We start from the raw sequence: 17,875 nt of genomic DNA, 5'->3' as shown, positions 1-17,875 counted from the left end.
TCCTCCCTTAAAGTGATTCCCATAGTTTTTTAATATTTTGGAATGAAATCTTACTTGCCTGTTTACACTCTTCCATTCCTTCAAATTCGATCGATACAAAGCCATCATAACCGCTGTCTTTGACAACCTTCAAGATATCGGCTAATGGCAGATCACCATGTCCTGTAATAGCGCCTCTTAAATAATTACCTGCCGCTGAACCAAACCAGCCTTCTCCTGGATTGGCATGTGAAGCCGGACGAATATAAAAATCTTTCACATGCAGCATCGATATATTGGTCAAACATTTTTGCACTGCGGATACTGGGTCTTCATCCACACAGACGAAATTCCCTGTATCTAATGTATGACCAAAGTTAGGACGATCTACCTTTGCAATGATCAGGTTGATACGGTCACTTGCCTGTAAATAAAAACCATGATTCTCAAGACTGGTCACAATATCATATTGCTTCGCATAATCAGCAATGATTTGACATGCCTTCACAATTTGAGGTAAATCTTGATCAAATTGTTCGATACTGGCTTCATGTGGCGGTTTAAAGGATACATCATGACGCATTCTTTTCACACCCAGTTGATGGGCAATATCTACTTCCTTCTTAACACGCTCGACTTCTTTGTCAAACGCTGCCTCATCCCCTGATAAAAAATCGGCACCAATGGCATAATTAGAAATATCCAGTTCTAATTCGTTAGCCTTGTTGACGATATCCTCTACCAACTGAGGATTATCTGTCAAGGTGTACCCAACCGGCACTATTTCAATATGTTCTCCACCTAAATCTTTCGTCCATTGCATCACATCTAAAATCGTCATTTCTCCTGAATGAATTGCATTTGCCAAACTATATGAGCTCATTCCTAATTTCATTGCGAGTGTCCTCCTCTAATTGTTTCAATGGTGATTGGTTTCCTTTCTTGGTTGGATCGATAAGCTGCCTTTACTACTTCCAACGTTCTTAAGCCATCTGTACCAGTAATAAATGGTTCCCGATTATTAGCCACACACTGGAGAAAGTCCTCCACTAATGCCTCATCCATATCATCTGCCCAGACTTGTTCTTCCAGCTTATTCTTCTGGTCATTGTAGAAAAGATGATGTTGTTTAAACGCATCAACTTCCAGCATGCCCTCTTCCCCATAGATCGACATGGTCACATCCCCCCATGTCGGGAAGGTTTTTGGTCTCGACCAGCTTGGATCAATCGTAACCACCATACCTGAATCAAACTCTATCATTACTTGCCCACAGTCTTCTACCTCAATATCATAGAATCTGGTATCGAAGGCAGCATAGACTTTAACTACCTCCTGGTTAAATATCCACCGCAAAGCATCCACGATATGGACTATATGATCAGTGGCACACCCGCCACCTGACAACTCAGGCTGAATAAACCAGCCGCCTGGGAGCAAACCGTGATTAGTTGCATTAATCGCCAACACATTGCCAAGCTCAGCCGCATCTATCAGTTCCTTCACTTGTTGGATCGCTGAGGTAAACCTTACTGGATAAGCCACCTGCAGACGAACATTCTGCGCCTCACAAGCGGCAATCATTACTTCTGCATCCTTCACCTCAGTAGCTAGCGGTTTCTCACATAAAATATGTTTCTGATAAGCTGCAGCCTTGATGACATGTTCTTTATGATGAATATTCTCTGAACAGATAATCACAGCGTCCAGATCTGTTGCCAGCATTTCCTCTAAATCCTGATAATAATTAGCTTGATAGGCTGCGGCCATCTCATGTCCTCTTGTACTTACATCATCCCAGATCGCTGTTAATTCCGCCTGACTGCTTTTGGTCAGGGCAGAGGCATAACTCAATGCATGCATATGTGCAAAACTGATTATTCCTATCTTAAGCATTTTTTGCCCCCCCTTTGACTACTGGTTCTGATTGTTGATATGCTTGATCAATCGCTTTCATGCAGTGATAAGAAAGAACCGTTGTTGTATAGTCACAAGATATCTTTCGTTGCTGTAATGCTTGGTAGATGGGGTCATACATGCGATACACTAATGTTTTGCCACTTGTCTGCAGACTTCTGCTTGTTATGTTTCTGCCAGTAAGCTGAATTGGTGCAGATTGTGCACTGTCATAAGATAACATTCCAGCGTCACCTGTCATTTCTACTTTTAATGCTTCTTTACCAAACTGATAAGCCAGTTCAACCTGAGTAAAACTTTGGTCGGCATGTCTGATTTGAACTACTTTGTATCGATCACGGATTTGTTTAGCATAAATAGATTGATAGTCTCCAAAACTTTGCACCAGCCAATCTATCAATTGACGTTCCAAGGAATAGCTGTAATCGATGTCATCCGTTTGGAGCGATAAGCGGTTCACACCTGTTTTACCTAATTGTTTGTTTTGCATAGACTGGCAAAGGCTTGCCATTTCTGGTTTTGCCAGCAATGGATTGGCCACTATTACTGGTAATGCTTTCTCATCGATGAGATGCAAAACTTGCTGCTCTTCTTCCAATGAGGCAGCCAATGGCAAACTCATAATAATTGGCTGATGATCGGTAAGCTGTTCAAGCAGTGACAGCTTATACTGGTCAGGGACACATGTATCGACAACATCCACTTTAGGAAGAGCTGCCATAAAATCAGCTAATCCCGCCAGTGAATCCTCTGACTCTAAGAGGTAGGTTTTCAAGTCTACACCAGGTCGTGATAACCAAAAGGTGATATGCTGGGCCATATTCTGTTCCTGCCCAATTAATACAACAATCATTCTCTCACTCCTGTTTTTTTTTAAATACCGTGTTCAAAAAGTGCAAGCCATCTCAGAAATTTGCTATGTTGGTCGGACTTTTTGAACAGTCTCTTCCTTTAATTATGTATACTTTTGACTAGTGTAGCCCATATCCCTAAATAATCACAAGGGATATAGGCTTAATTTCAAACTTATTTTCCTACTTTCAAACGAAAGACATGTGCTATCGGGGTTTCCGACTTATTTGCTGCGGAATCTCCCATTTGAATGGTAATACCCTGATCATCCTGGGTAAATGTAAGTGCCTGTTTTTCATTGATCCATTCAACCGCTTCTACCTTGTCAGTAAATGGGACATGAATCGTGTCATCTTGATAAGAGGTATCTCCATCTTCAAATAAACGGAAACAGAAGACTTGATCCTCTTTTTTCGTGAAGGCAAATGGTGCTTCAAAGTAAGGAGCGGTTATTCTTGTTCCATAGATGGCCTCACCAAACTGATCTAACCATTGACCTAACTGCTCCATTCGTTCAACCGCAATCCTTGGAAGTCTCCCATCCGGCTGCGGAGGTACATTTAATGCCAAGTTACCGCCTTTGGCAACAATTTCGATCAGCACTTGGATAATGTCACGCAATGACTTATATTCATCCTCATATTTAAAAGCAAATGAGGTAGCGATTGAGATACAACTTTCCCAAGGGATATGGAGCGGTTTTTCCGGTATCGTTTGTTCCGGTGTAATGTAGTTCTCATGTTCACCGCCGATTGTCCGGTCGGCAGTAAGGAGTCCTGGCTGATGTTTTCGTGCTTGCTCCACTACTTCACCAAGCCGGATATCCTGTTTCCCTTTACCAACCCAACCAGCATCCAGCCATAAAATATCTATCTTACCGTATTCGGTCAGCAATTCCAGTAACTGACGGTGTGTAAAAGAAACGAAGTTATCCCACATCCAAGGATATTCATCGGGATCATAGGACGGACCGCGCCACATATAATTTTTACGTTCCATTCCGGGTGCCCAGTAGTATGGTGTATGCCAGTCAGCCTTTGAGAAGTAAGCTGCAATCCCTATACCTTGATTTCTAAAGGCATCAAAGACATGTTTACAAATATCTGCATATTTGTGCGTGTGGAAGGGACAATCTGGTCCGGTGATTCGATAGTCGGTTTCTTTTGTATTCCACATCGAGAAGCCATCATGATGTTTGGTCGTAAAGATTAAGTACTTAAATCCGCCTTGTTTGGCTAGTTCTGCCCATTTCTCTGGCTGGAAACGAATTGGATTAAACGTCTTATTTAAGTTAAAATATTGACGTTTAAATTCTTCCATATCCTCTTCCCAGTCAACATCATGGCGAGACCAGTCTCCATCGGCATCACTTAATGCCCATGATTCTACTAATCCGATTTGAGAGTATGGCCCCCAGTGCATCATAAGTGCCAGCTTCTGATCTTTAAACCATTCCAGTTTCTCTAATACGGCAGGATCGGTTGGTTTTACCCATTTATCCTCGGCACTGTAATTATGTACCCCGCGTTCGACTTCTGTCTTCTCACTCACCTCTACCACATCCTCTTTATTTGTTTTGGGCTGCCCACTTTTCTAATGGACTCCCTGTGACAATCCGTCCCATTCTGCTTAGCAAGAATTCACTAAACATCGAATTGGCCCAAGAAAACCAAGGCCGTGTATATTGAGTTGGGTCATCGACATGAAAACCTTCATGCATCAGATTCTCGTCTGCATCGGTTGTTTGGAATAAACCAGTAATTCGCTGCTTCTCTTCTTCTTCAATAGACGTTAAACCTTGAATAGCTAAGGCAATATGCCAAATATATTGATCTGGTGTGTGCGGACTGCCGATACCGCTTGCTGCTTTTCCAGAAAAATAATAAGGATTATCCTCGCTTAAAAGGAATTTTCTCGTATTTTGATAGATCTTATCATCGAATGGGCAATATCCTAAATAAGGCATTGATAATAAACTGGGAACATTCGCATCATCCATCAAGACATGGTTGCCTAATCCGTCGGTTTCATAAACATAGATCTGGCCGTATGTCGGATGGTCGATTGTTCCATATTCTTTAATCCCTTGATCAATTTCTTGTGCCAATTTTTCTGCTTTGGCTGCTAATTCGACATCCCGAAGCACCTCGGTAGCGATTTCCGATAATTGTTGAAGTGATACAACAGCGAACATGTTCGCGGGTACTAAGTAGCCATATTTACAGGCGTCATCACTAGGACGGAAACCGCTCCAAGTCATACCTGTATACTCCACTGGCGCCCCTGCCCCATCATGAGATAACGTATCTTGCGCCGGACAATTATCCCTGACGAAATGATAATCGGAATCTTCATGATGACGTTGTTCAGTTTTCCATACCTGCAAAATTTTCTGAACAGCTTGTTGGAAAGTATCATTAAAATGTTCAGTATCTCCTGTCGCCTTCCAATACAGATAAGCCAATTGAATCGGATAGCATAAAGAATCAATTTCATACTTACGCTCCCAAATCCAATCTGTCATTTTTGTTTGGTCTTCATGATATCTGTTCCCATTCGCTTCCTCATTAAATGCATTAGCATATGGATCATGGTCAATAAAACTAAATTGCCGCTTAATGACACCTTTAATCATATCGGCAATTACTGGATCCTCATTCGCTAACATTAAATATGGGCGTACTTGAGCTGCCGAATCTCTCAGCCACATAGCAGGGATATCGCCCGTAATAACGAACGTCGTACCGTCTGGCTGTGGGCGAATCGTTGTTTGATACGTATTTACGAAGCAATTCTCAAATAACTGTTGCAGTTTTGGCTCTGTTTGGTAGTGTTGTTTTACTTCCTCGATTAACTGTGTAATCGAGGAAGTAAGTGGTAATGAATTAGTCATTGACTGCACTCCTTTTCATTATAATTTCCAAGCTGTTGTCGTTATTTCATAAGGTGCTATCTTGATCTCGTTCTCTATACTGCCAATTTTCTCTTCGATAACATTACTCTGATATGCCTCTGTTGCTTGGTCAATAGTAACCAAAGCACTTCTTGGCTGATCAGACATATTGAACATACGTAGATAAACATCGTTAGAATCATCTGATACCTTTAATGATGTCCAAGCCACTTGATTTGGTAAATTAATCGATACATAGGTGTGTTCTGCCGCTAATTCGCCTGTCTGTTCTGGAATAGGAAAGGCCGCTAGCGGAACTTGATATAAATAAGCTTGTTGATATACTTCATAACACGTGTCATTTGCCAGATGCGGGAATATCTTAAAGCTGGCTGTCTGCGCTCCTAAACATTGCGCCTCTGGTGTTGGGAAATACCCCCAGTCACCCATTTCCCCCACAGCTCTTAATAATGTCACCGCAATGGTATTCTGGTTATCTCTTAAAATTTCATATTCATTGAGTCCTTTATTGGCGATCGTTAGTCCTTTATGTTCGTCATGCATGCTGACAAAAGCCTGTTGATGTTGAGAATGATCGGGATTAGTCCACTCAGCAGCCGGCACATTAACACGCTTTGCCACTTCAAAAATTGAATCAGCATAATGATAATCCGATTGAATATTGGTTGGGAATAATACACGTAAGCGATGATCTTTAGCTGTGTTATGGTAGTGCACTTCGACTTCAATGCCCTTATCATGCTTTGTTAAGGATACTTGTGTATAAATAGTAAGCAAAGTAGTCCGATTACTGCGTTTCGCTTTTCTGTTCGTAAACCAGACCACGGCTTGTTGCTCTTGTTCCAAGGTGTCGTCTGCACTTTCTGGAATTTCCAACTGATGTACGATCTCATAGGCTGCACGATGACTGCCATTTTCCAGCAAACGAATATCTGCCTGTAAATCTTCTGTTGTAATCGCTAGATCTTCGTTTGCCTGCTTATACATATACTCATTACCGATATCACCTGTATCTTCATATACTAATACACGATCAAATGATTGATTGGTTGTTTTATTTAAAATAGACAAGGAACCATTAGGCTGGATTTCTGCCTTTATCCACTGATTCTCTAATACATTTTCGCCAGAGGCAATTAGTGACTCTTCTGTTGTTTCTACTTCTGTCTCTACTAATGCATAAGCACGATGACTAAATGCTGGCATATCAACCGCTTCAAAAGATACCTCCACTCTTCGAGCAAGATACGGCTGACGGAATTGATGTTTTGGCAGGTCGTAATCAAATACAACTCCTTTGTCCTCTATAGTAGATGGTACGATATTTCCCTCGTTATCTACTAATTTAAAGCTATCAATCTTTTTATCCACTAATTTCTTACGATGGACACCATCTGCATAATATTGACGCTCCAAATCGACTTGTAATGTTGTCATGCTTGTACGCTGATGCCCTGTTGTGTTAAACACAGCTAATGGAACAGGATTATCTCCATATTGTTTAAAAGCACTTGTGTCAATTCGTTTCGTTAATTTTGCTAAAACGTCTTTCTTTAAACTTTCACTCATATGCTTGCTTTTCTCAAATCGAGTGGCCATTTCACGGTGAACTTCATCGACACTACAGCCACAGATACTGTCATGCGGGTGATTTTGCATCAATGTTTTCCACGCATATTCTAAAATATCGTGATCATATTCTTCTCCTACCAGATAGGCAAATACAGCTAATGGCTCTAATTCACTTTCCAGCAATGTCTGTACTTCTTGATTCATCTGTTTTAAGTAGACGCGAGCAGAAGCAGTATTGACTAATGTCCCCCAGCCATCTGTATGCTGACTGCGCAGTTCCCCGTCAACCGTTTTTAATCTCTCTTGATCTAACTCTGCATCCAAAGCAGCTGTATAATCATTAAAGTTCGAGTGGACAAATTGAATCTCAGGATAAAGTGCTTGTGCGGTTTCGATTGCCTTGGATAAATCAGTCTGGACGGGCTGATGATCACATCCATTCAGCATTAACATATGATTAGATGAAGCGTACTTCTCCATTGCTTCTAAATGGCCGTCCCAATATTTCTTGGCAGCTTCTATCTCTGTCGGTACCTCATTACCATTACAATACCAATTAGCAAATAAGATTCCCGTCACTTCTGATCCATCCGGTGACTGCCATTTCATTTCTGAATATGGGGATTCATACATATCTGCCTCACTAACCAAGTTATTAAAACCTGTTGGTTTAACTCCGCGTCCATAAGCAGCATGGCGGATACCTGCTTGTTTTAATATTTGCGGGGCCTGTCCCATATTGCCGAACGAATCAGGAAAATATCCAATCTTAGAAATATTTCCCCATTTTTTGGCGTCCTTCATTCCATACTGCAAGTTGCGAATATTCGCTTCACTGCTTGTTAAGAACTCATCCTGTAAGATATACCAGGGACCAACATGGATTCTGTCCGCCTCAATCAGTCTCTTAATTTGTTCCCTTTTCTCAGGACGCACTTGTAAATAATCATCTAAAATAATCGTTTGTCCATCCAAGTGAAAACTTTTATAATTTGGATCATTTTCTAATGTGTCAATCAGCTCATCCATAAATTTCACTAATAAGAAATGATGCTTCTCATATGGTAAATACCACTCCCGATCCCAGTGAGTGTGGGAGATAATATGAACTGTTTTCTGTTGTGTGTGCTGCATGTTTCTACCTCCGAATTATCTTTTAAACATCCTCTTTAAATGCTATTGCTATTGTTTTAATCTCATATGGATCAATATCAAAGACAATCTCACCTGTTTGTGGTTCGCCTTCTCTGCGTTCCATTAGATCACATATCTGCCATGAAGCAATGTCGAAGTCACTAGTTAGTGTCACTTGACCGCGTCTTCCATGAAATTCATGCAAACGGACAATAATTTCCTGTCCATCCTCAGCCTGTTTCACAGCATCTATCTCGATATAATCAGTGTTTGAAGCAATTAATGACTGTTCAACTGTTGCTAATTCCCCTGCTGCTACACGTAAAGGCTGATTGAGATAATGAGCTTGTTGCGGTACATTTGCTTCGCGCCAGTCCCCTTGGTGAGGTAACAAGGAATAGGTAAAGTGGTGCTCACCTCTATCCCCTTCTGGATCCGGATAAGTTGGTGATTTTAGCAAAGACAGACGCAGAACGTTATCCTTGATATCATAACCGTATTTACTGTCATTTAATAAACTTACGCCATAACCTGGCTCCTGAAGATCTGCCCATTTATGCCCCACTGATTCAAAACGAGCATAATCCCAGCTTGTATTCCAATGAGTAGGACGTTTTACATTTCCATATTGGATATCATAAGTAGCTTCTGTTGCACGAATTTCCACAGGAAAAGCTACTTTTAGCAAACGCTGACGCTCCTGCCAATCGACTGTTGTTTTAAAATCGATTCGAGGTTGATCAGCATATAGAATCATGTCTTGAGAGATAGTGGATGAGCCATAGCTCCATTGAAAACGAATCTTCGTATATAACGCTCCGTCTGCTTCCTGTTCTATTAGCTCCACTTGATCAACGTGTTCCATTTTCTCTTGATAGAAGATATCAATATCCCATGCATCAAACATTAATGGTTTATCTTCAAAAATTTGCAAATCATTGCCGACCTTACCTGCTTCAAGTACTTCACGGTTCGCTTTACGGTCAAAGATACGTGTTAATTGACCTTGTGCATTCCATGTTATCTCGTAGAATGGCGTTACTACTCCATTAGCTTGATGTTGGAAGACCGATTCAGCTGCTTGCTGCTTTCCTGGTTCAAAATAGATCGTCTTATAGCCTAATGCCGGAATGGCCGGAACATGTACAAGACTTCCTCCGTCTGTTTTTTGTGCTTCTAAGTGGCGGCCTTGATGATCGCTCCATATCCCGTCTGTTTGATGAGGAACAAAAGCTACATCATCTCGCTGCCAAGAAGCGGCATTAAAAACAAGAAATACATGATCTGTTTCAGTAACAGCCAAAGCCTTCAGTGCTTGATCAGTTGTTCGCTGCACAATCGATTCTGCTTCTTTATATTCGATCGCTGCGTCCTCATATACTTCTTTAATAGAAGACCCTGGAATAATGTCATGAAACTGGTTACGCAAAATAATTTTCCAGCCATCGATTAATTCCTCGCTTGGGTAAACCGCAGTTGGATTGATAATGCTTGCCCAGCTATTCAGCCATTCACTTTCACGATACAGCAATTCCAGTTTACGATTCATTTTCTTCATAAACGCCTGTGAAGTATAAGTGCCACGGTGGAATTCTAAATATAACTCACCATCCCATGTATGAACATATTGATCAGTTGCTGCTATCTTGTCTCGTAATTTTTGAAAATAACCTTTTGCTTTAGCCGGCTTCGCTTGTGGCAGACCAGGGATTTTATCAATACGACGGCGCATTTCTAACATCTCACGATTGACACCGCCGCCACCATCGCCATACCCATACGCCAATAATAAATCTTGATTAATCGCTTTATCTTTATAAGCCTCCCAAGAATCTAAGGTAATCTTCGGTTCCATATAGCCGTTATATGTGTAATAAGTAGACTCTGGCCATGGTTCTGTTGTCGTAATAAAATGAGTTAAAATTTCACTGCCGTCTATGCCGCGCCACTGGAACGTATCATGCGGCATTCGGTTATATTGATTCCAGCTGATTTTGGTTGTCATAAACGATGTAAAGCCTGATTTTTTCAAAATTTGCGGCAATGCCCAGCTATAGCCAAATACGTCTGGCAGCCAAAGAACTTCATTTTCCTTACCGAATTCTTCTTTAAAGAAACGGGTACCCAGCAATAATTGACGCACCAGTGATTCACCAGATGGAATATTACAATCCGCTTCTACCCACATTCCGCCTTCTACTTCCCACTTATCTTCTTTAATCTTTTCTTTAATCTGCTGGTATAATTGCGGATAATCTTGTTTGATATAATCGTATAATTGCGGTTGGCTTTGTAAAAATAGATATTCTGGATATTTTTCCATCAGCCGCAATACCGTACTAAAAGAGCGAGCCGATTTCTCGCGGGTATGTTTCAAACGCCAGAGCCAGGCCACATCAATATGTGTATGGCCGACACAATGGAAGATAACCTCACTGCATTTCGGCATATTTGCTAACTGCTCTGTTAGATACTGATTCGCTTCATAAACAGATTGATAAAAAGTCTCAGAGCCCGGTTGCAGCCAATCGATTTTTGCAAAGGCTTCATTCAGACATTGTGATAGTTTAGACTTTTCCACTTGTGTATCAGGCAAGGCTTGAACGGTTTCCAAGACAGCCTTAGCATCAAAATAGAAATGATCGACGGCTTCATCTAATACCGCCAGCCAGGCATGGTCAAAGCGATAATGCTGCTCTTGTGGCTGACCGCCTCCCTCAAGGCCTGACCACAGGCGAAAATCAAACTGTACCTTGGTTCCTATTAGTTCTTCTGGCAGAAAAACCTCTTTATGGTTGGAATCTACTCCCTGATATGGCTTGCGATTCATAAATAACAAGGATTCAAATCCTGAGTTTCCCCCTGCACCTGTTTGACCAAAGTCAAAGAAACCTACAACGGTTTGCCCGCTCCATGTTTCAGGGATGGTTACTTCTTTCTGCAGCCATACATATAAATCTCTTCCACTCCAACGGTCACCAATCTTAATTTGTGTAGATGCTGATAGGTCTGACGGTGGATAAGTCGCTATTTCTCCCGCTTGATCTTCGGTATATTGCCATGTATCCAGCTTTTGTATGTCTCGATATCGATAGGATGCGAGCTCCTGTATTCTTGCATTTAATTTTTTCTCTGTTAACCACATATGTATCATTCACCCCATAATCAAATTTAAAAAATTCAGACACATTTTGATACTGGGTACTAAATATTTCTGTTTTTGCTTAATTAGTAGAATATCTATTCCAGTAACTTATAGCTATAGGCCTGATTACCTTTCTGACTGAGAACGTTTTATTTGCAGCACTAGGTCTCATATCTCCTATTTATTAGCTGTTTTCACATAAAAGAATGGCTCGTCCTTTTACGTCAGCACTTTGTTGTAAAAAACGAGCCATTCACTTGTTACTATCTATTAGTTGCTTGCCCAGCGATCATAGGCTTCTTGATTGATCTCGACATATCTCTCAATATTCATATTCTCAATCGTTTCTACATAAGCATCCCAGTTCTCAAGTGGTTCGACGCCAGTAATAAATTTCGCTTCCATTTGTTCCACATAAGATTCCAAATCTACTTCAATCGTGTTTAATTCATCTTGTTCATCTTTAGTTAAATACACCAATGGAAATGGAACCTCACCATATGGTTCAATCTTTTCTTCGGTTTCTGCCCTAATAAATTGATCGAATTCGGATTCTTCTTTTCCTTCAATCGGATAAGTTACTGTTGGAGCGGCAATACCGTAATCAGGTGTTAATGTTCCACGATAGTCTTCGGCACTCTCATATCCTTCTGGTGGATCAAGATTAATCACCTTGCCATCTTCGTCACGTTCCCAAAGAGCTCCTTCTGGTCCCATATTCAAGAAGGCAAATCCTTCAGGCGAATAGAAATAATCAATCCAGCGGATCGTTGCTTCGGGATTACTGTTATTGACTGTAATGGAGAAAGTTCCTCTCGTTAAGCCAGGACTTAATGGCATAACAGGTTCTTCTGACCATTCACTTGTTAATGGGTGAAACATTGGATTATTCATCGCTTCTTCTTCTGTTTCACCTGTTGTGAAGAAAGAGAACCAATCCGGAAATAAACCTATTGTATTTTGTTGACCTTTGGCTTTCTTTTGTTCATCTGATTGTGAGAATGTTTCTGGATCTAGTAAATTCTCTTCATATAGTTTATTCATAAAAGTCAAGTATTCTTTATAGTTATCAGTGATTGGTGTATAGCGGACCTCGCCGTCTACCTCGTCAATGCCCCATTCTTTTAAACCGAATGCTGCTAGTAACCATGGACGAGTACTATTCATTTGTACGTCTAATAACGGAATTTCATCTGCTTCCCCATTTCCATTCGGATCTTCATCACGGAAACGCACTAATAAATCATAGAACTCATCAATCGTCTTCGGTAACTCTTCTACGCCTAATTCATCTAACCATTGGCCGTTATACCACATTGGTCCAGTATACCAAAGGGCAGATGAGCCGCCTTCTGCAACACGTGGCAGTGAATAGATATGACCATCAACTGTTGTGATCGATTTTTCTATATCTGGATTTTCGTCAAGTAATTTTTTAATATTAGGTGCATGTTCCGCAATTAGATCTTCTAAAGGAATTAATACACCTTGCTGTCCATAATCTACTTCCATACCAGGAGTAAGATTATCAGAACCAGCTGCATAAATAATATCTGCTACATCACCGCTGGCAAATGCTAAATTCAATTTGGTTTGGAAATCACTTATTGGCGGTGTATCAAATGACAAGTTAATATTCGTCATTTCCGCATATTCTTGGAGGGTCCCCATGTTCTCCCAATCTTCCAAACCAGTACCTGGAGCCATTAACGAAAGAGTAATTTCTTCGTCAACAATTGGAAAGCCTTCTTCATTGATTTCGACTGTTTCATCTGTAGAAACTAATTCTGTTCCTTCATCTGATGTGCTATTTCCGCCGCATGCTGCTAATAAACTCATACATACGACACTAACTAAAGCAAATAGAAAATGTTTTTTCATTTTTTGTAAACCTCTCTTTTTATCTAAGAATAGAATGTCCCTGTTGCATTTAACTTAACTGCCTTTGGTTACTAGATTTCACCTCCTTTAAAAATGGAAATCTGCTTTTAATAGTTGTTTATTATTTATATTGGCAGTCCCTTGCAGCAGCAGTTGCTGACTTTAGTCACTGCTGTTTCCCTATGCAAGGTACCGCCAATTATTTAATACCTAGCGGTTTCCTTATCCTTTCAATGATCCAATCATAACACCTTTTACAAAGTATTTCTGTAAGAACGGATACACAATAATAACAGGTAAGGAAGACACAATCATTACCCCATATTTAATAATGGCTGCTAATTGCTGGTTACTATGAATTAATTGGGCAGCCTCCCCCGTCATATTCGTGTTATTGGAGGACATATCTTGCAGTACAAGGATTTCTCTCAACACTAACTGTAATGGGAATAAGTCTCGATCTGAAATATAAATCAAGGCATTGAAATAACCATTCCAGTGACCTACCCCATAGAACAGTGCCATTACAGCAATAATCGGAGCGGATAACGGTAAAATAATCTTAAAAAACAATTTAAAATTCGAGGCACCATCGATGGTTGCCGCCTCCTCCAGCCCTCTTGGAATAGTGGATTGGAAGAACACTCGAGCAATAACGATATTCCATACTGCTGCTGCATTTGGAAGAACCATTGCCCAGATCGAATCAATCAACCCCAAGTCTCTTACTACTAGATAAGTTGGAATTAAACCACCAGTAAAGAACATAGTAAGAACAAATAAAGCGGTAAAGAAACCTCTTCCATAAAAGTCCTTACGAGCTAATGCATAGGCTGCTGGTATCGTTACCAATAAATTAATCAACGTTCCAAGACCTGTATAAACAACTGTCATTAAGTAACCCTGCCAAATCGAATCATTTCCAAAGATTAATCGGTAGCCTTCAAAGGTAATGTCCTTTGGCCAAAGCCACATTTTACCTGAGTTAACAAGGGCCGGGTTACTGATTGAAGCACTGATGATATAAATCAGCGGATATAGCACTGCCACAAGGGCAATTGTTAAACAAAAATATACAAAATATTTAAAGAGTTTATCCCGTTTCGTTTCATAAAGATTGGAATCCATATCTTGCTGCCTCCCTTACCATAGACTTGTTTCACTTGTTTTTCTAGCAATTTGGTTTACGACAACTAACAATATCGCATTGATTACGGCGTTAAATAAACCAACTGCTGCTGCAAAACTATACTGCGCGTCCAATAAACCTGCCTGATAAACAAATGTTGCGATAACGTTAGAAGACTCTAAGTTTAACGGGTTTTGTAATAGTAAGATTTTCTCAAAACCGAGTGCCATGATATTCCCTAAGTTCATGATTAATAAAATAACCATAGTAGGTACCAATGTCGGGATATTGATATACATAATACGTTGGAATCTGGAAGCACCATCTACAATTGCTGCCTCATGCTGCTGCGGGTCTACCCCTGAAAGTGCTGCCAAATAAATGATCGTTCCCCAACCAGTACTTTGCCATACCCCGGATAATACATAGACCGTTTTAAACCATTTTGGATCACTCATAAAACTGATCGGTTCAAATCCTAGGAATGAAATAAAGTGGTTAATAATACCTGTTGTCGGAGACAAGAAGGCGATAATCATACCTGAAATTACTACAACAGAAATAAAGTGTGGTGCATAGGTAACCGTCTGTACGGTTCGCTTATAAAAACCATCCTTTACTTCATTTAATAATAAAGCCAAAATAATTGGCAGCGGGAAACCAACAATTAATTCATAAACACTGATTCCCAATGTGTTTTTCAATAAATCCCAAAAATAATAGGAATCGAAAAACCTTTCAAAATGTTTAAATCCAACCCACTCACTACCTAAGAATCCAAGTGATGGTACATAGTCTTTAAACGCAATTTGAATTCCATACATCGGTACATAGTGGAAGATAATGAAATACAAAACTGCTGGTAATATAAAAATGTATAACTGCCAATTTTGTATAATCTTCTTAAATGTACTTGCTCTTTTAGCGGCGTTTTTTTCTTTATTAGCTACTGCTGATCCTGAAGCCATACTCGCTTTCCTCCTTTGTTTTCCGGTTGTTGCATTTGTGTAACTGTTTTCATCATAAACTGTTATCGTAAGCGTTATCAATATGTGGTTTTTATTTTTGATTGTCATTATTTTGATCGATCGAAATGAAAACTTCCTGTTGCCAAAGGGTTTGCGCTATGTGGAATATGTCAAATTTATTAACTATGTCATACTTGATATTCACTGTATAGTCTTTGACAAATAGGGTTTATCTTCCTCAGCTGTAACAACATCCTGCAATTCACCAGCTACATAGATAAAGCATGCCTTACTTTATCTATGCAAAGAAGGCATGCTTTACACTTTCTTTTAGCTTTCCGCCCAGCGATCATAAGCGGCTTGATAAATTTCAATATAACGCTCCACATTCATATTCTCAATAGTGGTTACATAAGCATCCCAATTGGACATCGGTTCGACACCAGTAATAAACTTAGCCTCTGCTTGCTCCACATAAGATTGTAAATCTACGGCAATCGCGTTTAATTCTTCTTGCTCTTCTTGCGTTAAGTATACTAATGGGAATGGTACTTCACCATAAGGAGTATACTTCTCATCTGTTTCTTCCTGCACAAACTCAGTAAACTCTGTTACCTCTTTTCCTTCGATAGGCTGGGATAAGGTCGGGGTAGAGATACCATAATCAGGTGTAATCGTTCCGCGCCAGTCTTCTGAACTATCGAATTCTGACGGGGTATCAAATTCAATAATTTCTCCATTATCTCCATATTCCCACATCACCCCTTCTGGTCCCATGTTAAGAAATTGGTGACCTTCTTCCGAATAGAAGTAATCTATCCATCGAATAGAGGCTTCTGGATGTTCATTGTTATTGGTAATGGAGAACGTTGCACGAGATATACCAGGATTTAGCGGCAGTACAGGTTCCTCTGACCATTCACTGGTCAGAGGATGAAACATCGGGTTGTTCATCGCTTCTTCTTCTGTTTCACCAGTTGTAAAATAAGAGAAATAATCAGGGAAGACTCCTACTCGATTATCTTGTCCCTTTGCTTTCTTCTGCTCATCCGACTGTGCAAATGTCTCTTGATCTAATAATTTCTCGTCGTATAACTTATTCATAAAAGTTAAATATTCCTTGTAATTCTCTGTAATCGGGGTATAGCGAACCTCACCATCCACTTCATCAATTCCCCACTCTTTTAAACCGAAAGCAGCTAATAACCATAGTCTGGTACTATTCATTTGCACATCAATTAAGGGAATTTCGTCTGCCTCCCCATTACCATTCGGGTCTTCGTCACGAAAACGAACTAATAAATCATAAAATTCATCAATTGTCTTTGGCAATTCTTCCACACCAAGCTCATCAAGCCACTTACCGTTATACCACATTGGTCCCCGATACCAAACGGCACCGAAATCTCCCTGTGAAACACGCGGCAGTGAATAAATATGTCCATCTACTGTTGTAATCGATTTTGCAATATCAGGGTTATCATCTAACATTTTCTGAATATTAGGTGCATATTCTGCAATTAAATCCTCTAACGGAACAAGCACTCCCTGCTGGCCGTAGTCCACCTCCATCCCTGGAGTGAAATCAGTAGAACCAGCTGCAAAAATAATATCAGCAATATCTCCACTGGCAAAAGCAAGATTCAACTTAGTCTGAAAGTCTGCCATAGGAGGTGTGTCATAGTTGAAATGAATGTTGGTCATTTCACTGTACTCCTGCAGTGTCTCCATTTTGTCCCAGTCTTCCATTCCGGTTCCTGGTGCAATCATAGATAAGGTAATTTCTTCATCTACGATGGGAAAGCCTTCTTTGTTTACATTTGCTGCTGACTCAGACGAACCAGATTCTTGCTGGTCACTTTCACTGCTTGTATTACTATTACATGCGGCTAAAACAGAGCATAATACCAAGCTAAACAACAAATAGTACACTTTCTTTGTCATTTTCTTTTGACCCCTTTCTTATTTAGGTGTTTGGATTACATTTCCTTCCAGACAGAATTGTTACCGATATCATCCGTATAGTTGCTTTTGATATGTGCAATGAATACATACTGATTATATTTCATTCATCTATTACACACTCTAAACACTATATACAATTATCTACAAATACTGTCATACAGGTAATGTAACTGTTTTCATATTAATTTGATATTGCGCTTATCAGCAATATGTATTTTTTGTGATATTTAGTTTACAAATGACTGGTATACATCACTTTTTCCTTCTATTATAATCATTGTATATTTGTGGTATATGTCAAACTTATTTTCTATGTAATATATGACAATATTCCCTTAACCAATCTGTTTATACTGCAAATGGGAAAAAGATAAGGAATGACTTGTTTTCACATCCAAACAAATCATTCCTATTAGAGC

11 protein-coding genes are annotated in these 17,875 nt (G+C 40.0%); all 11 read right to left on the bottom strand.

Translation table 11 applies throughout. The features are described 5' to 3' along the window. Nucleotides 1–7: 7 nt before the first annotated feature. Nucleotides 8–874 carry a sugar phosphate isomerase/epimerase family protein gene (locus tag JOD18_RS06525; RefSeq protein ID WP_204668143.1) on the bottom strand — a complete coding sequence of 289 codons (867 nt, stop codon included), beginning with the start codon at nt 872–874 and terminating at the stop codon, nt 8–10. Next, the gene (locus JOD18_RS06520; RefSeq protein WP_204668142.1) at nt 871–1,875 is read right to left on the bottom strand and encodes a Gfo/Idh/MocA family protein; all 1,005 of its coding nucleotides are present in this window, start codon (nt 1,873–1,875) and stop codon (nt 871–873) included. The genes JOD18_RS06525 and JOD18_RS06520 overlap by 4 nt, the downstream gene beginning before the upstream one ends. Beyond that, entirely contained in the window at nt 1,868–2,749 is an 882-nt protein-coding gene (locus JOD18_RS06515; protein WP_204668141.1) for a Rossmann-fold NAD(P)-binding domain-containing protein, read from the bottom strand. Before JOD18_RS06515 ends, JOD18_RS06520 begins: the two co-directional genes overlap by 8 nt. 173 nt (nt 2,750–2,922) lie before the next feature. After that, nucleotides 2,923–4,299, bottom strand: coding sequence for an alpha-L-fucosidase (locus JOD18_RS06510; RefSeq protein ID WP_338029499.1), 1,377 nt, complete (start codon nt 4,297–4,299; stop codon nt 2,923–2,925). A 16-nt stretch (nt 4,300–4,315) separates the two neighbouring features. Next, complete coding sequence (locus tag JOD18_RS06505) at nt 4,316–5,641, bottom strand: glycoside hydrolase family 125 protein (RefSeq protein ID WP_204668139.1); 1,326 nt, start codon at nt 5,639–5,641, stop codon at nt 4,316–4,318. 18 nt (nt 5,642–5,659) lie between these two features. Beyond that, nucleotides 5,660–8,368 carry an alpha-mannosidase gene (locus tag JOD18_RS06500; RefSeq protein WP_204668138.1) on the bottom strand — a complete coding sequence of 903 codons (2,709 nt, stop codon included), beginning with the start codon at nt 8,366–8,368 and terminating at the stop codon, nt 5,660–5,662. 22 nt (nt 8,369–8,390) lie between these two features. After that, nucleotides 8,391–11,513, bottom strand: a complete 3,123-nt coding sequence (locus JOD18_RS06495; protein ID WP_204668137.1) for an alpha-mannosidase — start codon at nt 11,511–11,513, stop codon at nt 8,391–8,393. 270 nt (nt 11,514–11,783) lie between these two features. Beyond that, on the bottom strand, nt 11,784–13,394 hold the full coding sequence (locus tag JOD18_RS06490) for an extracellular solute-binding protein (RefSeq protein ID WP_204668136.1): 1,611 nt from the start codon (nt 13,392–13,394) through the stop codon (nt 11,784–11,786). A 222-nt stretch (nt 13,395–13,616) separates the two neighbouring features. Further along, nucleotides 13,617–14,522, bottom strand: coding sequence for a carbohydrate ABC transporter permease (locus JOD18_RS06485; RefSeq protein WP_204668135.1), 906 nt, complete (start codon nt 14,520–14,522; stop codon nt 13,617–13,619). Between the two features lie 15 nt (nt 14,523–14,537). Next, nucleotides 14,538–15,491 carry an ABC transporter permease gene (locus JOD18_RS06480; RefSeq protein WP_204668134.1) on the bottom strand — a complete coding sequence of 318 codons (954 nt, stop codon included), beginning with the start codon at nt 15,489–15,491 and terminating at the stop codon, nt 14,538–14,540. 330 nt (nt 15,492–15,821) lie between these two features. Then, entirely contained in the window at nt 15,822–17,435 is a 1,614-nt protein-coding gene (locus tag JOD18_RS06475) for an extracellular solute-binding protein (protein WP_204668133.1), read from the bottom strand. Nucleotides 17,436–17,875 lie beyond the last annotated feature (440 nt).

Source organism: Gracilibacillus alcaliphilus, from assembly GCF_016909015.1.
GTDB classification, from domain to species: domain Bacteria; phylum Bacillota; class Bacilli; order Bacillales; family Amphibacillaceae; genus Gracilibacillus; species Gracilibacillus alcaliphilus.
The sequence above is the reverse complement of the archived record's forward strand: the minus strand, read 5'-3'. Positions and strand labels throughout refer to the sequence as shown.

Coding starts and splice junctions, on each gene's coding strand:
- JOD18_RS06485 (WP_204668135.1), bottom strand. CDS start 14,522: ATGGATTCCAATCTTTATGAAACGAAACGGGATAAACTCTTTAAATAT.
- JOD18_RS06505 (WP_204668139.1), bottom strand. CDS start 5,641: ATGACTAATTCATTACCACTTACTTCCTCGATTACACAGTTAATCGAG.
- JOD18_RS06490 (WP_204668136.1), bottom strand. CDS start 13,394: ATGAAAAAACATTTTCTATTTGCTTTAGTTAGTGTCGTATGTATGAGT.
- JOD18_RS06500 (WP_204668138.1), bottom strand. CDS start 8,368: ATGCAGCACACACAACAGAAAACAGTTCATATTATCTCCCACACTCAC.
- JOD18_RS06515 (WP_204668141.1), bottom strand. CDS start 2,749: ATGATTGTTGTATTAATTGGGCAGGAACAGAATATGGCCCAGCATATC.
- JOD18_RS06480 (WP_204668134.1), bottom strand. CDS start 15,491: ATGGCTTCAGGATCAGCAGTAGCTAATAAAGAAAAAAACGCCGCTAAA.
- JOD18_RS06525 (WP_204668143.1), bottom strand. CDS start 874: ATGAAATTAGGAATGAGCTCATATAGTTTGGCAAATGCAATTCATTCA.
- JOD18_RS06520 (WP_204668142.1), bottom strand. CDS start 1,875: ATGCTTAAGATAGGAATAATCAGTTTTGCACATATGCATGCATTGAGT.
- JOD18_RS06495 (WP_204668137.1), bottom strand. CDS start 11,513: ATGTGGTTAACAGAGAAAAAATTAAATGCAAGAATACAGGAGCTCGCA.
- JOD18_RS06475 (WP_204668133.1), bottom strand. CDS start 17,435: ATGACAAAGAAAGTGTACTATTTGTTGTTTAGCTTGGTATTATGCTCT.